Source organism: Methylobacterium sp. 88A, assembly GCF_000376345.1.
GTDB classification, from domain to species: Bacteria; Pseudomonadota; Alphaproteobacteria; order Rhizobiales; family Beijerinckiaceae; genus Methylobacterium; species Methylobacterium bullatum.
Window position 1 is genome coordinate 2921156 of the sequence record NZ_AQVT01000001.1, and the last position, 15454, is coordinate 2936609.

Sequence of the window (15454 nt, forward strand, 5' to 3'; positions counted from 1 at the left end):
GCGCTTCCGATACTGGCGATATCCTGTCCTTATGCCGAAGCGTGGTGCTTTTTCCTATTCGGCCAGCGAATGTCAGAACTGCGCGCCCTTACAGCGACGGGTGTCCCGCCCACGGCCTTGGACAACGTTCCGTCGAGGCGTCGACATGGTGCGGTGCGCAGGCGCACATGACTTCGACCGCAGGACAAGAGCATGGGGCCGCGTTGCATTTCCGCCTGCCGATGAGTACGGACACCCTCGTTCGAGGCTGGCCGTCGCAGAGGCATGACACGTCTCGATATACCGCCGGGACTCGTGGATTGCCTCGACAGGTGGTAACCGACCCTTGGACCAAGACCGGTTCCGCGCCGAGATCGTCGCCTGTCGCTCGCATCCGCGAGACCGGGCGGTCTCGTTCAGGTGGGGCCCGCGTCGCTAGTCAGGCAGGATACTTGTGATCGAACGTCTCGTTGCGTTTTCCGTCCAACGCCGCTGGTTGGTCATCGGCCTGGTGGCGCTCCTCACTGTCGGAAGCGCGGCGCTCGCCGCCCATCTCTTCCGGATCAACACCGATGTCGAGCGTCTCATCGACACGGATGTGCCCTGGCGCCAGGACGAGATCAACTACGAGAAGGCGTTTCCGCAACGGACGGGCACCCTCGTCGCCGTCATCGACGGCAAGACGCCCGAGGTCGCCGAACAGGCCGCGGCCACGTTGGCCCAGGCCCTCCTGGACCATCCGAATCAGATCGAGACGGTCTACCGCCCGGATGGCGGCCCGTTCTACGACAAGAACGGCTTCCTGCTGATGCCGCAGGAAGAGCTCACCAAGACCATGGACCAGCTCGTCCAGCAGCAGGGACTGCTCGGTCCGCTCGCCGCCGACCCGTCCCTCCGCGGCCTCATGCGGGTGCTCGGCCTCGGCGCCCGGGGCATCAAAAGCGGCGACGCCAAGCTCGAGGATCTCGACGGTCCGATGACACGGATCGACGAGGTGCTGCGCAAGGTGCTGGCGGGAGAGCCGGCCCGCCTGTCCTGGCAGCTGCTTCTCTCCAACGGCAAGGCCCAGGGTACGGAACTCCGCAAGTTCATCATGATTCAGCCCAAGCTGGATTACGCGGCGCTCCAGCCGGGCGCCGAAGCCTCCGCCCTGGTCCGGCGCATCGCCACCGACCTGAAGATCAACACGCTCGGCGGCCTCGACGCGGCGGACAACCCGCGCATGCGCCTCACCGGCCCGGTGGCCGTGGCGGATGACGAATTCGCCACCCTCGCCGAGGACGCGTTCCTCAACTACAGCGTCACGGCCGGCGCCATCATCCTGTTCGTCTGGCTGGCCCTGCGTTCGGCCTCCCTCGTCGGCGCCGTCCTGATCACCACCTTCGCCGGCCTCATCGTCACCGCGGCCCTCGGCCTGCTGATGGTGGGCGAGCTGAACCCGATCTCCGTGGCCTTCGCCGCCCTGTTCGTGGGGCTCGGGATCGATTTCGGGATCCAGTTCGCGGTGCGATACCGGGCCGACCGGTTCGAGCAACCGGATCTGGCGAACGCCATCCGTGCCGCCGCGCGGGGCGTCGGCTGGTCCTTGAGTCTCGCCGCCATCTCCCTTGTGGCGGGGTTCTTCGCGTTCCTGCCCACGGCGTTCCGCGGCGTGTCGGAGCTCGGCCTCATCGCCGGCGTCGGTATGATCGTCGCCTATCTCTTCTCTCTCACCCTGCTCCCTGCCCTCATCGCGGTGTTCAAGCCGAAGGGCGAGGCGCGGGCCGTGGAGACGACATGGCTCGCCGGCGTCGACCACTGGATCATCCAGAACCGCAAGATCGTGCTCATCATCGTCGGCGTGATCACGGTGGCGGGCATTCCGCTGCTGTTCAAGCTGCCCTTCGATTCCAACCCGATGCACCTGCGCAGCACCAAGGTGGAATCGATCTCGACCTATCTCGACCTGATCAAGGACCCGGAGACGAGCCCCAACCTCATCGACGTGATCGCGCCGAACGTACAGGCGGTGCCCGAGCTCGCGGCCAAGCTGAAGGCCCTGCCCTCGGTCGCCCGGGTGATCGACATCGACACGTTCGTCCCCCCGGATCAGGATCAGAAGCTCGCGACCATCGCCGAGACGGCCGAGCTCCTCGGACCCATCCTCAACCCGGCGAGGAAGCCGCCGCCGCCCACCGACGCCGACACGGTGAAGGCGCTGAAGGAGGCGGCCACCGCCCTCAAGGGCATCGCCACCGGTGACGCCGCCGGAGCCAAGGCCGCGGGTGCGCTCTCCGGCACCCTCGATTCCCTCGCTTCGGCCACGCCGCAGCTGCGTCAGGCCGCCAACGTGGCGGTCACCACCGATCTCGCCATTCTGCTCAACCGCCTGCGCGGCATGCTGGCCCCCGAGAAGGTCACCCTCGCCAACATTCCGCCGAAGCTGAAGGCCGAGTGGATCGCCGCCGACGGCCGCGCCCGGATCGAGGTGCATCCGAGCGGTGATGCCAACGACAACGTCGTGCTGCGCCGTTTCGCCAAGGAGGTGCAGACCGTGGCCCCGCACGCGACCGGCGCGCCAGTGGCGACGACCTCGTCGAGCTACACCATCCTGGGCGCCTTCGTGCAGGCGGCGCTGACGGCGCTGGTGGCGATCTTCATCATCCTGTCGGTGGCCCTGCGGAAGCCCTGGGACGTGGCGATGACCCTCGGCCCGCTGGTGCTCGCCACCCTATGGACGCTGATGGCGCTGCATGTGGTCGGCATGCCGCTCAACTTCGCCAACATCATCGCCCTGCCGCTGATGCTCGCCGTGGGCGTGGCCTTCCACATCTACTACGTCATCGCCTGGCGGGCGGGCGTCACCGACATGCTGGCTTCCAGCCTGACGCGGGCGATCTTCTTCTCCGCCCTGACCACCGGCACGGCCTTCGGCTCCCTGGTTCTGTCGAGTCATCCCGGCACGGCCAGCATGGGCAAGCTCCTCGCCCTGTCGCTGTTCTTCACCCTCATCGCCGCGTTCTTCGTGGTCCCGGCCTTCCTCGGGCCGCCGCCGAAAAAGCCGGACCCGAAGCGCCCCGAGGGCGAGGACGCCGTGGCAGGGTTCAGGGCGGCAAAGCCCGAGCCCGTGGCCATGAAGTAGGGCCAGGGACCGGTCCGTAAAAAAGCGGCCGTCGCGTGAAGCGACGGCCGCTTTTTCTTTGATGGGGATCGGGTCGCGGTCGACCGCCTACGCGAAATCGGAAAACCCGCCCCTCACCGCCCCGGATTCCGCCAGGGCCGCGATCGTCTCCGGCGCGATTAGGGCGTCACGCTCGGCGGCATAAGCATAGCCGGGTGCCTCGCCCGGAAAGCCGCCACCGGTGGCGGGATGGGTATAGAGCTCGGTCAGGCCGTCGGGCAGGTGGCGGAGGAGCCCCGCCACGCGCCGCGGTGTCATCGCGCCGGACCATGCCAGCCCCAACGTGCGATCGGGGATCAGCAGGCCCGCCTGACGGGCGCGGACGGCGAGGAGGCCGGCCCAGGGGGCTATGTCGAGGGCGGGTTTCGGATTGGCCCCCGGCTCGGCGGCGCGCAGCACGGCGCGAGGCTCGCGCGGCACCCGGATCGCCCGCATGCCGTAGCCGCGGCCGATCGCCAGGACTCGCCCGGCGATGAGGGGATGCACGTGGAAATGCTTGTGGGCGTTGACGTGGTCGAGGGGGAGACCCGTCGCCTTGTACGCCTCGAACTGCGCCGTGATCTCCGCCGAGAGCTGACGGCGCGCCGATGGCTTCACCGCGAGGTCGAGGCCGAGGCGGCCCATGTCGCTGCGGATCAGGCCGTCCGGTCCGACGAGGTCGGGCAGGTCGGCGGCGGGCAGGGTCGGCCACGCCTCCACCATGACGAGGTGGAGGCCGACGCGCAGGGACGGCAAGCGCCGCGCGCGCGCCACGGCGTCCGCGGCGGCGGGCGCGCCCACCATCAGGCTGGCGGCCGTGAGGATGCCCTCGCGATGGGCCTGCTCCACCGCCTCGTTGACCGCCGGGCTCAGGCCGAAATCGTCGGCGGTGACGATCAGGCGTTTCTTATGGGCCACGCTCAGTCCTCGTCAGAGTAAGCTGCTCCGCCACCGGGCGCCGATGCGGCGAAGGCCTCGCGGCCGAGCACCAGGGTCGCTCCGCCCTTGCCGCCCGACGTCGAGAGCGCCTGGAGCAGGCGCAGGTTCATGAGTTCCGGATTGCCCTTCAGCATCCGGGCCGAATTGGCCAGGGAGCGAAGGGCGGCCTGCTCGGCGCGCGCCCGCTCCAGGGAGGCCTGGCCCTCGAGCCGCGCCCGTTCGACCTCGGCATATAGCCGGCGAACCTCGGGTGGCAGGGTCACGGCGCTGACGGTCGCACCGGTGATCCGGCAACCGGCGACGGGCCTGTCCAGGAAGGCGAGAAGTGCGGCGTCGAGGGTGGGGCGCTCGGACAGCAGGGTTTCGAGCGTACGGGCCGCCGCGAGCCGGATCAGGGCATCGGTTCCTGCGCGCTGCAGGCTGTCCCGGTAGCGGTTCTCATGGGCGACGCGCGGTTCCACCACCTCGAAGACCAGCGTGGCCGACAGGCGGAAGGAAAGCCGGTCCCCGCTGGTGACTTCGACGCCGTGCAGGCCTTCGAACGTTGGGACGTTCGGCAAGGTCACCACGAGACGGTCGCCCCACCCGAGGGTCCGGTAGCGCCCGGGCGGCAGATCTCCGGCAAAGCGCCCGTCGCGATAGAGCAGCCCGTGCTCCCATTCGTGCACGATGCGGGACAGGGGGCCGCGGAACGCGCGGTGCGTCCGCGTGATCGCGAGGCCGCCCACGAAGGCGAACGCGCCGACGACGAAAAGGATGGACAGCTCGGACATCGCACCCTTCCCCTTGGCCGGTCACCCTCCGGCGCCGCGGGGACGGGGCGGAGGCGCGTGGCCTGCAGGGCCCGATCCCGGCTGCCCGAGGGCCGGCGCCGGAGAGCTTTCGAGGCTGCCGAAACAGCGGAACGACGAATCCTCTCATCGCTGACCGCGCCGGAAGGCGTCGCGCGACCGGTTCCGTCGGGGAAAGCGTCTAGAGCATGATGCGGAAAGGGGGAACCGGCTTTTTCGCCTCTCGCCCGCGGCTCTGCGAACGACTGGGTCCCTGCCGGAAACGAAAACGGCCGGGCAGCGAGCCCGGCCGTCATGCGTCGATGCGAGAGCCGAGGCTCAGGCGGCTTTGGCGGTGCCCTGGCGCTCCTTGAGGAAACGGTAGAACTCCACGCCTTCGCGCAGGCGGCGCTTCATCATGTCGGGCGAACGGACCATTTCGGAGACGATGGAGGCGATCTTGGGAGCGCGGAAATAGAACTTCCGGTAGAACTCCTCCACCGCCGCGAAGATCTCGGAATGCGACAGGTGCGGGTAATGCAGCGGCGCGATCTGCACGCCGTTCTCGTCGACGAGCTCGGCGTTCGCGATGTCGAGCCAGCCGTTCTCCACGGCCTGCTTGTAGAGGAAGGTGCCCGGATAGGGGGCTGCCAGCGATGCTTGGATCGTGTGCGGGTTGATGCGCTTGGCGAAGGCGATCGTCTCCTGGATCGTCTCACGGGTCTCGCCGGGCAGGCCGACGATGAAGGTGCCGTGGATGGCGATGCCGAGGTCGTGGCAATCCTTGGTGAACCGCTCGGCCACCTCGACGCGCATGCCCTTCTTGATGTTGTTGAGGATCTGCTGGTTGCCGGATTCGTAGCCGACGAGAAGCAGGCGCAGGCCGTTCTCCTTGAGCACCTTCAGGGTGTCGCGCGGAACGTTCGCCTTGGCGTTGCACGACCAGGTGACGCCGAGCTTGCCGAGTTCGCGGGCGATTTCCTCGGCGCGCGGCAGGTTGTCGGTGAAGGTGTCGTCGTCGAAGAAGAACTCCTTCGTCTGCGGGAACTCCTTCAGGCAGTACTTGATCTCCTCGATCACGTGCGCGACCGAGCGGGTGCGGTAGGTGTGGCCGCCCACGGTCTGCGGCCAGAGGCAGAAGGTGCAGCGGCTCTTGCAGCCGCGGCCGGAATAGAACGAGATGTAGGGGTGCTTGAGGTACCCGATGAAGTACTTCTCCATCTGGAGATCGCGCTTGTAGACGCTCGTCACGAACGGAAGCTGGTCCATGTCGGTCATGATCTCGCGGTCCACGTTGTGGATCACGACACCGTTGGCGTCCCGGTAGGACAGGCCCTTGATCTCGGACATCGGAGTGCCGTCGGCGACTTCCTTGACGGTGAAGTCGAACTCGTTGCGGGCGCAGAAATCGATGCACGGGGCCTGGGCCATGGCGCCGGCCGCGTCGACCGCGACCTTGGCGCCGATGAGCCCGGCGATGAGCTTCGGGTTGGCGGCCTTGAGCGCCTCGACGGTCTTCACGTCGGACTTGAACGACGGCACCGAGGTGTGGAGCACCACGAGGTCGAAATCATTGGCCTGAGCCACGATCTCGGGAAGCTTGATGTTGTGCGGCGGCGCGTCGATCAGCTTCGAGTTCGGCACCAGGGCCGCCGGCTGGGCGAGCCAGGTCGGGTACCAGAACGACTTGATCTCGCGCTTGGCCTGGTAGCGGGAGCCCGCGCCGCCGTCGAAACCGTCGAAGGTGGGAGCCTGGAGGAAAAGCGTGCGCATGGGGTTCAAGGCCTCAGCGAGAAAGGAAAAAGGGCGGACGGGACGCTAAAAGCGAAGATCAGAGCGAGGATGCACCAGCATCGTGGCCGAGGCTTCGCTCGGGGATCAGTGTGCCATCTGCAACCACCCGATAATCGTGACCTTTCCATGTCACCGCCCCCGAGACGAAGCTCCAGGAGAAGTTCATGAAGGAGAGGATGTCGCGAATCGGCAACAGCCAGTAGGGGTGCGGAGCGAGGCCGAAGGCGCGCTCCAGGCGGACGCAGAGGATGATGCGGCAGGCGAGCGCCAGGGCCGCCACCACGAGGCCGCTCGTATCGGCGCCGGGGATCAGGGCACCGATGAGGGCCAGCGGGAAGGCGTGGGTGACGATGGAGCCGGCATAGCCGGCCGGATCGACGTTGCGGATGGTCCGGTTCCAGCGCAGCTCGTGCTTCCACAGGCCGGCGAGATCGGTGTCGACGCAGGTATGCCCGATGGTGAAGGTCGGGATTGCCACGAGGCCGCCCCTGGCGCGGAGGGCCTCGCCCACGGCGTAATCGTCGGCGAGATCGTCGCGGAAGGCCTCGAAACCGCCCATCTCGGCCAAGGCCGTGGTGGTGAAGGCGATGGTGGAGCCGAAGCAGGGCTTGGCGAGGCCGAGCGAGGTGCCCATCACGACGTTGGGCAGGAACTGTACGTCGATGGCCAGCGCCGAGAGATGCGCCCAGATTCCGCGATGGGCCGGCACGCCGTGATAGAGGCAGGTGACGCCGTTCACGCCCGGCTGCCCGAGCTCGGCGACGATCCGTGCGAGGTAGTCGGGCCTCGCCACCATGTCGCTGTCGGCCAGCACGATCACGTCATGGGCGATCTGGGCCGACATGTTGATGAGGTTGGAGACCTTGCGGTTCGAGCCGTGCTGGCGCGCATCGATGACGAGATCGAGCTTCAGGTCGGGATAGGTTTCCGCGAGGCGGCGCACCACGGCGATCGCCGGGTCCGTGGCGTTCTGCACGCCGAACACCACCTGCATCGGGCCGGTGTAATCCTGGCGGCAGAACGTCTCGAGATTCTCGTAGAGATTGGGCTCCATGCCGCAGAGCGGCTTCAGGATGGTCACCGAGGGACGCGCGGCGTTCGCCGTCAGGACCGGGACGGGGCGGCGTGCGTAGCGGCCCGCCAGGAAGGCAGCCGTCAACCCGTAGACGCAGCCGGCGAGGGCCATGAGCTGGAACACGAGCGAGAGCCAGCTCAGGCTCGCCGAAGGCAGATCCGTCAAGGTGAGGTCCATGATGGGCGAAGCTCGGTCACGGTTTGGATGAGGGTGCCGCTGGGTCGGGACGACGGCACGGGTGGGTTCGTCCGGCCAGGCCCGGCGAGGGGCGTCTGGCCTGCGTCTAAGGCTTTGGTTTGGCGGCGAGCATCGCCGCCGTCCGATCGCGAAGGAATTTCAGCAGGCTTTCCGCCCCGCCCGCCTTCAGCGGATCGGCGAAGCTGCCGCGCATGGCGGCGATCTCGCTGACGTTGCCGTTGAGGTAGACGTCCTGGATGCGGTTGCCCGAGCCCACGAGGTAATCGATCTGCGAGGCGTCGCCATCCGCATTGGCGACCTCGGTCTGGACCACGCGGTTCTGCCCGCGCGCCTCGCTCTCGGGCTTGATGTCGAACTTGCCGCCGGCAGCCTGGGACAGGCGGGTGGCATAAGTCGCGGTGAAATACTGTTTGAAGGCTTCCGTCAGCGCGCCCTGCTGCTCGGGCGTGAAGCCCTTCCATTTCGCACCCACGGCGACCCGCGCCATGGTGGCGAAGTCCATGCTCTGGTCGAGGACCGGGCCGATGACGAGCGCGCGGCTCTTCACGTCGGCCTCGGGCGCCTTGAGAGCGCCCTCGAAGCTGGCATAGAGCCCGCGCACGGTCTGCACCGCCGCATCCTCGGCGGCGCGGACGCCCGTTCCCAACAGGAGGGTGACGGTGAGGAGGGTCGAGGCTGCGAGCCCCGATGCGAAGCCGCTCACGCGCATTTCCGCAGCGTCCTCATATCGCTCTCCATCGACCGCAACACGGTGTGGTTTCCCACGAGGTTGGCGGGCACCCGCGACACCGGCATGGCGTCCAGGCTCACCGCCCGGGCGATGTCACCCCCGGCTTTCGCCGTTCCCTGCTCCACGGACACCGGGTCCTGAGAGGTCCGGTCTTCCGTGTCCGGCGCGTCCTTCTTGCCTTCCATGAAGTGCCAGGCCACCAGGCCGGGCACGCCGACCATGAGATCGGCCAGGCGCTTCACCAGGGAGAGCGCCAGGGCGGCTTCGGCGGGGATGCCGAAGATCGCGCAGAGGGCGATGAGGCCGCCTTCCTGGGCGCCCAGCGCCCCCGGCACCGCGAACGCCGCGCCACGGACCGCCTGGGCCAGGCTCTCGATCACGATGGCCTCGGCCACGGTCACCGGATAGCCCATGAAGTGCAGCGCCACGTAGACCTCGGCCGCACCGATGATCCAGCCGATCATGTGCACGCCCATGGCGCCGATGACCCGCTTGGGCGAGGAATAAAGTCTGCGCAGGCCGTCATAGAGTACGTCGACCGCGCCGAGGGCCCGCCATTCGCGGGCGGCGGCGAAGCGGTTCAGCATGGCCTGGATGATGCGGTGACCGCTTCGGCGCTGGATCAGGAAGAAGGCGCCGAGGGCCGGGGCCGCGATGGCGAGACCTCCGGCGACGGTGCGCACCACCGGGCCGTCGCCGTGCAGCCAGGCGAGCAGGGCGACGCCGCCGACGGTGAAGAGGAACTGGGTGACCGCCTGCGTCATCAGGTCGACGAACATGCTGGCGCCGGCGAGCCCCCCGGAGACGCCGCGCTGCGCCAGGAGCCGGGCGCCGACGAAATCGCCGCCGACGGTGGCCACGGGAAGGAGCGTGTTGATGCCCTCGCGGACGAAGCGCAGGGAGACGCAGTTCCACAGGCCCGGGCGGTCGGCCCGCGGGAACACGGCGAACCAGCCGAGTCCGGCCCAGCCCACGGCGACGGCGCGTACAACCACGACGATGGCGGCGCCCCAGCCGGCGCTTACCAAAGCGGCGGCGACATCATCCAGTCCCGATGACAAGAACAGGCCTGCAACCGTGCAGAGGCCGACGATGAGGGCCAATGTCGTCAGACGCTTCATGATCCCCCTTCGACCGTCGGCGCGGACGATTTTTTAGAGAAATTCACCGACCCCCCGGACGAAAAACCTTCCGGAAAACGTTGGCATCATCGGAAGTTGCAGCTTTGGATTTCGTTGTCTATCACCCGATAGACACAGTGCGGGCCAAAGCGGCGATGGGGCCTGAGCCTCGAAGAAACAGCCGCATTTTAAGGCGCGACCAAGGGACGAATGATGGACCGCGAAGCTTTCACCACGGCCCGGGACGCCGTGCTCGCCGACGCGCAGATCGATGCTTACGACACCGCCCCGGCCGACTATCGCGGCCCCCCCGCCCCGAAATCTCCGGTCATGGCATGGAACGAGTGGGACCCTCTTGAGGAGGTGATCGTCGGCAGCCTCGACGGCGCGACCATTCCGTCCCACCACCTCACGGTGATCTTCAACCTGCCGCGTGCCGCGCAGCCGTTCTACCGGTTCGCCGCGGGCTTCCGCTATCCGAAGTTCATGAAGAAGCTCGCCCAGGCCGAGCTCGACAACTTCATCACGATCCTCGCCGGCGAGGGCGTGAAAGTCCGCCGTCCCGACACGGTGGATTTCTCGCGCAAGTACAACGCACCCCGCTGGTCGTCCCGCGGCTTCTGCGTCGCCTGCCCGCGCGACCCGTACCTCGTGATCGGCGACGAGATCATCGAGAGCCCGATGTGCTGGCGCTCGCGCTATTTCGAGGGCGATGCCTACCGCTCGCTGTTCAAGGAATATTTTCGCAACGGCGCACGATGGACCTCGGCGCCCCGGCCGCAATTGACGGACGAACTCTACAATTACGATTACCGCGTGCCGAACCTGAAGGCCGGCGAGCCGATGCAGTTCACGGTCAACGAGTTCGAGCCGGTCTTCGACGCGGCCGATTTCGTCCGCTGCGGCCGCGACCTCTTCGTCACCCGGTCCAACGTGACGAACCTCATGGGCATCGAGTGGCTGCGCCGCCACCTCGGCTCGGGCTTCCGCGTCCACGAGATCGAGAGCCGCTGCCCGCAGCCGATGCATATCGACTCGTCCTTCATGCCGCTGGCCCCGGGCAAGGTGCTGGTGAACCCGGATTATATCGACGTCGAGAAGCTGCCCGCCGTGCTCAAGAAGTGGGACGTGCTGATCGCGCCCCGCCCCGACCCGGTGGAGGGCTTCATGAGCAAGATCTCGATGTGCTCGCCCTGGACTTCGATCAACGTGCTCGCCATCGACGAGAAGAAGATCGTCGTCGACGCGAGCCAGCCGACCTTGATCAAGGCCCTGAAGGATTGGGGCTTCGATCCGATCCCGGCGCCGTTCCTGTCCTACGGTCCATTCGGCGGCTCGTTCCACTGCGCGACCCTCGATGTGCGCCGTCGCGGTGCTCTGAAGTCCTACTTCTAGCCTCGAGATCGCTTCGGCGCGCCTGTCGTGCCGAAGCGTCTTTCCGACAGTGCCAACATAGGTCTGTCGTCACGTCGGGTTTGTCGTGATGCGTTAGGGATTTGTGTCTATGACATCGCTCATGGACACGATGTTTCCCAACCCATCCTCGCGCCCTGCTCAACGGACGGGGCTTGCCGCCATGCCGGCCCTGGCTCTCGCGGGCTCGCTCATGGCGGCGGGTGCGGCGGGAGCGGCCGACCTCATGGAGATCGAGCGGCCGCCGACGTTCCTCGCCCTCGACCAGAACCTCTGGGTCGTGACGGTGACGGCGACGGTGCAGGCGACGCCGAGTTTTCCGGGGTCGAACGAGTATACCGCCATCGGCTACCCGTCGATCAGCATCGCCAAGGCCGGTACGCCACGCCGGTTCTCGTCGCCCGATGACGGGATCAGCGTCTCACTCTACGATTCGCCGCTCTTCAATGCCGGTCTGACGGCGGAGTATGTGCCCGGCCGCTATTACGGTGATAACCGGCGGGACCTGTTCGGTCTGCGCGATGCCCAGTTCGCCATCGAGCCGGGTGTCTTCGTCGAGTATTACCCCACGCAATGGCTGCGCGCCCGGGCCGAGTTGCGCCATGGGATCTTCGGGCATCACGGCTTCGTCGGCTCGCTCGGCGCGGACGTGATCCAGCCCTTCGACCGCTGGCAGGTCTCGGTGGGCCCGCGCTTCAACTTCGGCGATGCCAGCTTCGCCCGGCGCTATTTCGGTGTTCAGCCATTCGAGGCGGCGCTCAACGGGACGCTGACCCCGTTCCGACCCGACAGCTACGTCACGGTCGGCGCCCTGGGCGCTGCGACCTACACGTTCGACGAGCGGTGGGCCGCGACGGGATATGTCGGCTATAACCGCATCGTCGGTTCATCCGCCGACAGCCCGCTGGTGCGCCGCCAGTTCGGATCCCAGAACCAGTACACGTTCGGTGTGAAGGTGAATTACAGCTTCACCACGCAGCCCTGGTTCTAGGGGAAGAGGCCCGACACGGGCTGTCCGGCCGCTGTTTCACCCGGCGACACGGGGCCGGATTCTTCCACCCGGGACCGGCGGCGTCGCGAGTGCCCGTCGCCATGTTAATCCGGCGAGGGCGATGGCGAGCCCGTATTGGAGCAACCCGTTCTCGGCGAGGTCTGCCGGCGCGATCTGTGCCTGGATCGCCCAGCGCGTCAGGACATTGAGCAGGATGAGCCCGGCGCAGAAGGCGGCGGCGGTGATCAGGGCGGCGACGAAATCGGGCATGGCGCGACCTCCGGAGAACCGGATTTCGAACTAGCAAGGCGCGCGCCAGCCTTTTCCGACGGACGATCTCCGGTTCAGGCCGCCGGCGGCTTCGTCGCCTCCATGGCGGGGTGCGCGCCAAAGCTCGTGAACCAGGCCGCCAGATCCGGGTACTTCTGCTTCCAGCCGAGTTCGGTGAAGCGCAGGTCGAGATATCCGAGGGCGCAGGCGATGCTGATCGTCCCAATATCGACCCGGTCGGCAAAGCCTCCCGCTTGGTCGTCGAGGGCCGCCAGGGCGCTTCGTATCTTGGCCTCCTGGCCGTCCATCCAGGCTCCGGAACGTTCGGAAGCGTCGCGGGCCGTGAGTTCGTAGCGGATCAGCAGGGCCGCATCGAGGATGCCGTCGGCGATGGATTGCTCGTTGAGCGTCGTCCAGCGGGCGGGGCCGGCCGGGGGGAACAGCCCCCCGCCGGCGCGGGCATCGAGATATTCGCAGATCACCCGGCTGTCGGCCAAGGCGTGGCCCTCGTCATCGAGGAGGGTCGGCACCTGCGCCATTGGGTGATGGGCGAGGATGGTGCCGTCGCGCTTCACCGGATGCGCGGCGCTCGGCAGCAACTCGATACGGTCGACGAGGCCCAGGACATGAGCGCAGGCCATGACCTTCCGCGCGAAGGGCGAGAAGTGCGAATGGAACAGCTTCATCGGGACCTTCCGGGCTCGGTTCGTCGGCATGAGGGGGAACCGGCCCGCTTTCGGCAAAAGCCGTCGCAAAGGCAAGCCCCGGCGACCTGCCGATCACGCGCGAAGGGGCCGCGATCAGGGCCGGCGGGCGGGCTTCGGCTTGGGCGGTGCGACGGACGCAGGCACCGGGGCCACCGGCGCGGGGCGGGGCGTTTCCACGGCGAGACGTTTCACCGGCCAGCCGTCGCTCCAGCGCTCCATGTCGCTGAAACGCGGATTGGCCTTGAGGCTCGTCGGATCCCCGCCGAACGCCGCGGCCGCGGCCAGATCGAACGTCTTCCAGTAGGCGAGATAGTCGAGACTGTCCGCGCGGGAATTGTTGAGCTGAGCCAGCAGCGTCGTCTGTTCGCCGGTCAGCGACATGTCGGCCGACCATTTGAATGGGGCCGGCGGCTGCTTGGGATCCTTCGGGGGCTCCGGCGGCAGCTTGATGGCACCCCCGTCATAGGCGGTGTCCACGGCGCCCGGCGAGGTCAATGTCGCCGTGAGCGAAGGGAAACCGTGATCGTCGGAGAGCGCGCGGATGAAGAGCTTGCGCTCGGGCGCGACGGCACTCGCTTCGCGCAGGAGGCGTCTGGCGGCAAGGTCGGCGGCGCGGGCATCCCGGTCGCCGATGACGGTGATGACCAGGGTCTCGGGATCGATCTTCGACAGGTCGCGCAAAACGACCCCCCGGGATTTGGCATCGCTCGCGATCCCGCCCGGCATGATCGCGAAGACGAGGCGGGGCACCGGCAGGCCCGCCTCCCCGGCATCGGCAGCGAGGTTGGCGGCGATCGGTGCACCCGCGAGGTGGCCAATGAGGGCGACGCGCTTCAGGTCGGGCTTGGCATCGGGATCGGTCTCGAGATCCGCGAGGGCGGCCTTCACCAGTTTCTCGGCGTTGCCGGTGGCATCCGCCGGCCTCGTCCGGTTGATCTCCTGGAAGCGGGGAAACACGACGAGATACCCGGCCCTGGCGAGGTGATCGATCCATGCTCCGTAAGGCAACGGGTTGGGCGAACCCCAGGCGTGCAGGAAAACGACGACGGGTCGCCCTTCCGCCGGTGCCGCACCGGCCGCGTGGAAGACGAAGGTCGCTGCACTGGGGCGCCCGAGCGCCCGTTTCACGACGGAGACGGAGCGATCTCCGACCCCGCCCGGGCCTTGGGCGGGCTGATTGGGCGGTGTCGCGCCGAGGACCGGTTCGCACAAAGACGCGACCACGAGCGAGGCGCCGAGAACGAGGCAGGCTTTCAAACGCATGACGGGCTCGTCGCATCGATCCGGAGGGGCGCGCCCGGAATATCAGGTTTTCGGCGATGAAGGCGAGGCGATCCCCGTCTCTCGCCAAGTCCTGACGGATTGCGTCATTCAGGCCGCACCAATGGTAGGATCAGGATCGCGGCAAGAGAGACATCGCCCTATCGCGTCTCCGCTCCCGGATTGCATCTGTCGTCGATGAACTTCGCCAGACGAAGCAATTCCTCGGGCACGGAATGGTCGATGATCTCGCTGTACATCGTGCGCAGATTGTCGCCGACATTCTGCATCATCCTCGACTCCGAGTAGACGGTATACGATTGTCCGGATCGACTGATATTGGCCATGGTCATCGTGGCAGTGGTGCTCATTTGAAGCTCGTGCAGTCTGATTCCATCAATCATGAACCCATGGACCAACGGCTGGAGCCGAAGAAGTTTCCTTTTAAACTGGGATAATTGTGGCTGCCGGCCGAACGACCATCAGGGGGTGTTGCCGCCGATCCTGTCAATGCCCGGCCCTTGCTCGGGCGTGCGGCCTGAAGCCTCTTCGACCCAGGCCAGGATATCCGATGCCCGCCACGGCTTCGGGATGAAGGTCGCGGAAACCCGCAGGTCGCTCGGCTGATCGCCGGCATCGCCGGAGGTCAGCAGAACCCGCACGCGCGGCCAGGTGACGCCGATGATCCGGGCGAGTTCGAAACCGCCGATGGGACCGGGGGTACGCACATCGGAGAAGACGACGCTCACCGCACCGTCCTTCTCGTTCAGGATTGCCAAGGCTCGCTCGGCGGTTTCCGCCTCGATGACGCTGAAGCCGGTCTCTTCCAGTAAAGCGGCCGCGAGAAATCGCTCGTCGGGTTCGTCCTCCACGACGAGGATCACCGGTTTCGCGCCCGATGGATTCACAGCACTCATGGGTCCGGAACGCTCTTCAGGGCTGACGGCCGCATCGGCCGCCATCCCAGCAACGCTATGTAGTCCTGCCCGTCAATGTGTCGATCCAGCGCTCGGATCATGAATTTCTACGGGTTCGCGCCGCAAAATCATGATCAAGGTGCCGGTTTCT

The 15454-nt window shown here is 67.1% G+C and carries 14 protein-coding genes; 3 read left to right on the top strand and 11 right to left on the bottom strand.

Features of this window, described 5'->3' with window-relative positions; translation table 11 throughout:
• Positions 1-433 precede the first annotated feature (433 nt).
• A complete protein-coding gene (locus A3OM_RS0114050; protein ID WP_018044394.1) occupies positions 434-3100 on the top strand; it encodes an MMPL family transporter in 2667 nt (888 codons plus the stop codon).
• 87 nt (positions 3101-3187) lie between these two features.
• Here A3OM_RS0114050 and hpnK read toward each other — a convergent pair whose 3' ends face one another.
• The 6 genes from hpnK to A3OM_RS0114080 form a co-directional block, all read right to left on the bottom strand.
• A complete protein-coding gene (gene hpnK / locus A3OM_RS0114055; RefSeq protein WP_018044395.1) occupies positions 3188-4036 on the bottom strand; it encodes a hopanoid biosynthesis-associated protein HpnK in 849 nt (282 codons plus the stop codon).
• Between the two features lie 2 nt (positions 4037-4038).
• Positions 4039-4830 carry an SPFH domain-containing protein gene (locus A3OM_RS24025; protein ID WP_018044396.1) on the bottom strand — a complete coding sequence of 264 codons (792 nt, stop codon included), beginning with the start codon at positions 4828-4830 and terminating at the stop codon, positions 4039-4041.
• Positions 4831-5166: 336 nt separating this feature from the next.
• Positions 5167-6600 carry a hopanoid biosynthesis associated radical SAM protein HpnJ gene (gene hpnJ, locus A3OM_RS0114065; protein WP_018044397.1) on the bottom strand — a complete coding sequence of 478 codons (1434 nt, stop codon included), beginning with the start codon at positions 6598-6600 and terminating at the stop codon, positions 5167-5169.
• A 58-nt stretch (positions 6601-6658) separates the two neighbouring features.
• Positions 6659-7873, bottom strand: a complete 1215-nt coding sequence (gene hpnI / locus A3OM_RS0114070) for a bacteriohopanetetrol glucosamine biosynthesis glycosyltransferase HpnI (RefSeq protein WP_018044398.1) — start codon at positions 7871-7873, stop codon at positions 6659-6661.
• A gap of 106 nt (positions 7874-7979) precedes the next feature.
• The gene (locus A3OM_RS0114075; RefSeq protein WP_018044399.1) at positions 7980-8603 is read right to left on the bottom strand and encodes an ABC transporter substrate-binding protein; all 624 of its coding nucleotides are present in this window, start codon (positions 8601-8603) and stop codon (positions 7980-7982) included.
• Entirely contained in the window at positions 8594-9745 is a 1152-nt protein-coding gene (locus A3OM_RS0114080; protein WP_018044400.1) for a flippase-like domain-containing protein, read from the bottom strand. The genes A3OM_RS0114075 and A3OM_RS0114080 overlap by 10 nt, the downstream gene beginning before the upstream one ends.
• A 213-nt stretch (positions 9746-9958) precedes the next feature.
• On the opposite strand from A3OM_RS0114080, the gene A3OM_RS0114085 reads away from it, so the two are divergent.
• Positions 9959-11140 carry an amidinotransferase gene (locus A3OM_RS0114085; protein WP_026176027.1) on the top strand — a complete coding sequence of 394 codons (1182 nt, stop codon included), beginning with the start codon at positions 9959-9961 and terminating at the stop codon, positions 11138-11140.
• 121 nt (positions 11141-11261) lie between these two features.
• Positions 11262-12149, top strand: coding sequence for a MipA/OmpV family protein (locus tag A3OM_RS0114090; RefSeq protein ID WP_026176028.1), 888 nt, complete (start codon positions 11262-11264; stop codon positions 12147-12149).
• A 36-nt stretch (positions 12150-12185) separates the two neighbouring features.
• On the opposite strand, the gene A3OM_RS24030 is transcribed toward A3OM_RS0114090, so the two are convergent.
• From A3OM_RS24030 to A3OM_RS0114115, 5 genes are all read right to left on the bottom strand, one after another.
• Positions 12186-12419 carry a hypothetical protein gene (locus A3OM_RS24030; protein WP_018044403.1) on the bottom strand — a complete coding sequence of 78 codons (234 nt, stop codon included), beginning with the start codon at positions 12417-12419 and terminating at the stop codon, positions 12186-12188.
• A 74-nt stretch (positions 12420-12493) separates the two neighbouring features.
• Positions 12494-13105: a glutathione S-transferase family protein gene (locus tag A3OM_RS0114100; RefSeq protein WP_026176029.1), complete on the bottom strand. Its 612-nt coding sequence runs from the start codon at positions 13103-13105 to the stop codon at positions 12494-12496.
• A gap of 114 nt (positions 13106-13219) precedes the next feature.
• Entirely contained in the window at positions 13220-14389 is a 1170-nt protein-coding gene (locus A3OM_RS0114105) for an alpha/beta hydrolase (protein WP_018044405.1), read from the bottom strand.
• Between the two features lie 158 nt (positions 14390-14547).
• The gene (locus tag A3OM_RS0114110) at positions 14548-14757 is read right to left on the bottom strand and encodes a hypothetical protein (RefSeq protein ID WP_157196488.1); all 210 of its coding nucleotides are present in this window, start codon (positions 14755-14757) and stop codon (positions 14548-14550) included.
• Between the two features lie 111 nt (positions 14758-14868).
• On the bottom strand, positions 14869-15303 hold the full coding sequence (locus A3OM_RS0114115) for a response regulator (protein ID WP_026176030.1): 435 nt from the start codon (positions 15301-15303) through the stop codon (positions 14869-14871).
• Positions 15304-15454: the final 151 nt, after the last annotated feature.

Coding starts and splice junctions, on each gene's coding strand:
- A3OM_RS24025 (WP_018044396.1), bottom strand. CDS start 4,830: ATGTCCGAGCTGTCCATCCTTTTCGTCGTCGGCGCGTTCGCCTTCGTG.
- hpnJ (WP_018044397.1), bottom strand. CDS start 6,600: ATGCGCACGCTTTTCCTCCAGGCTCCCACCTTCGACGGTTTCGACGGC.
- hpnI (WP_018044398.1), bottom strand. CDS start 7,873: ATGGACCTCACCTTGACGGATCTGCCTTCGGCGAGCCTGAGCTGGCTC.
- A3OM_RS0114075 (WP_018044399.1), bottom strand. CDS start 8,603: ATGCGCGTGAGCGGCTTCGCATCGGGGCTCGCAGCCTCGACCCTCCTC.
- A3OM_RS0114080 (WP_018044400.1), bottom strand. CDS start 9,745: ATGAAGCGTCTGACGACATTGGCCCTCATCGTCGGCCTCTGCACGGTT.
- A3OM_RS0114085 (WP_026176027.1), top strand. CDS start 9,959: ATGGACCGCGAAGCTTTCACCACGGCCCGGGACGCCGTGCTCGCCGAC.
- A3OM_RS0114090 (WP_026176028.1), top strand. CDS start 11,262: ATGGACACGATGTTTCCCAACCCATCCTCGCGCCCTGCTCAACGGACG.
- A3OM_RS24030 (WP_018044403.1), bottom strand. CDS start 12,419: ATGCCCGATTTCGTCGCCGCCCTGATCACCGCCGCCGCCTTCTGCGCC.
- A3OM_RS0114100 (WP_026176029.1), bottom strand. CDS start 13,105: ATGAAGCTGTTCCATTCGCACTTCTCGCCCTTCGCGCGGAAGGTCATG.
- A3OM_RS0114105 (WP_018044405.1), bottom strand. CDS start 14,389: ATGCGTTTGAAAGCCTGCCTCGTTCTCGGCGCCTCGCTCGTGGTCGCG.
- A3OM_RS0114110 (WP_157196488.1), bottom strand. CDS start 14,757: ATGAGCACCACTGCCACGATGACCATGGCCAATATCAGTCGATCCGGA.
- A3OM_RS0114115 (WP_026176030.1), bottom strand. CDS start 15,303: ATGAGTGCTGTGAATCCATCGGGCGCGAAACCGGTGATCCTCGTCGTG.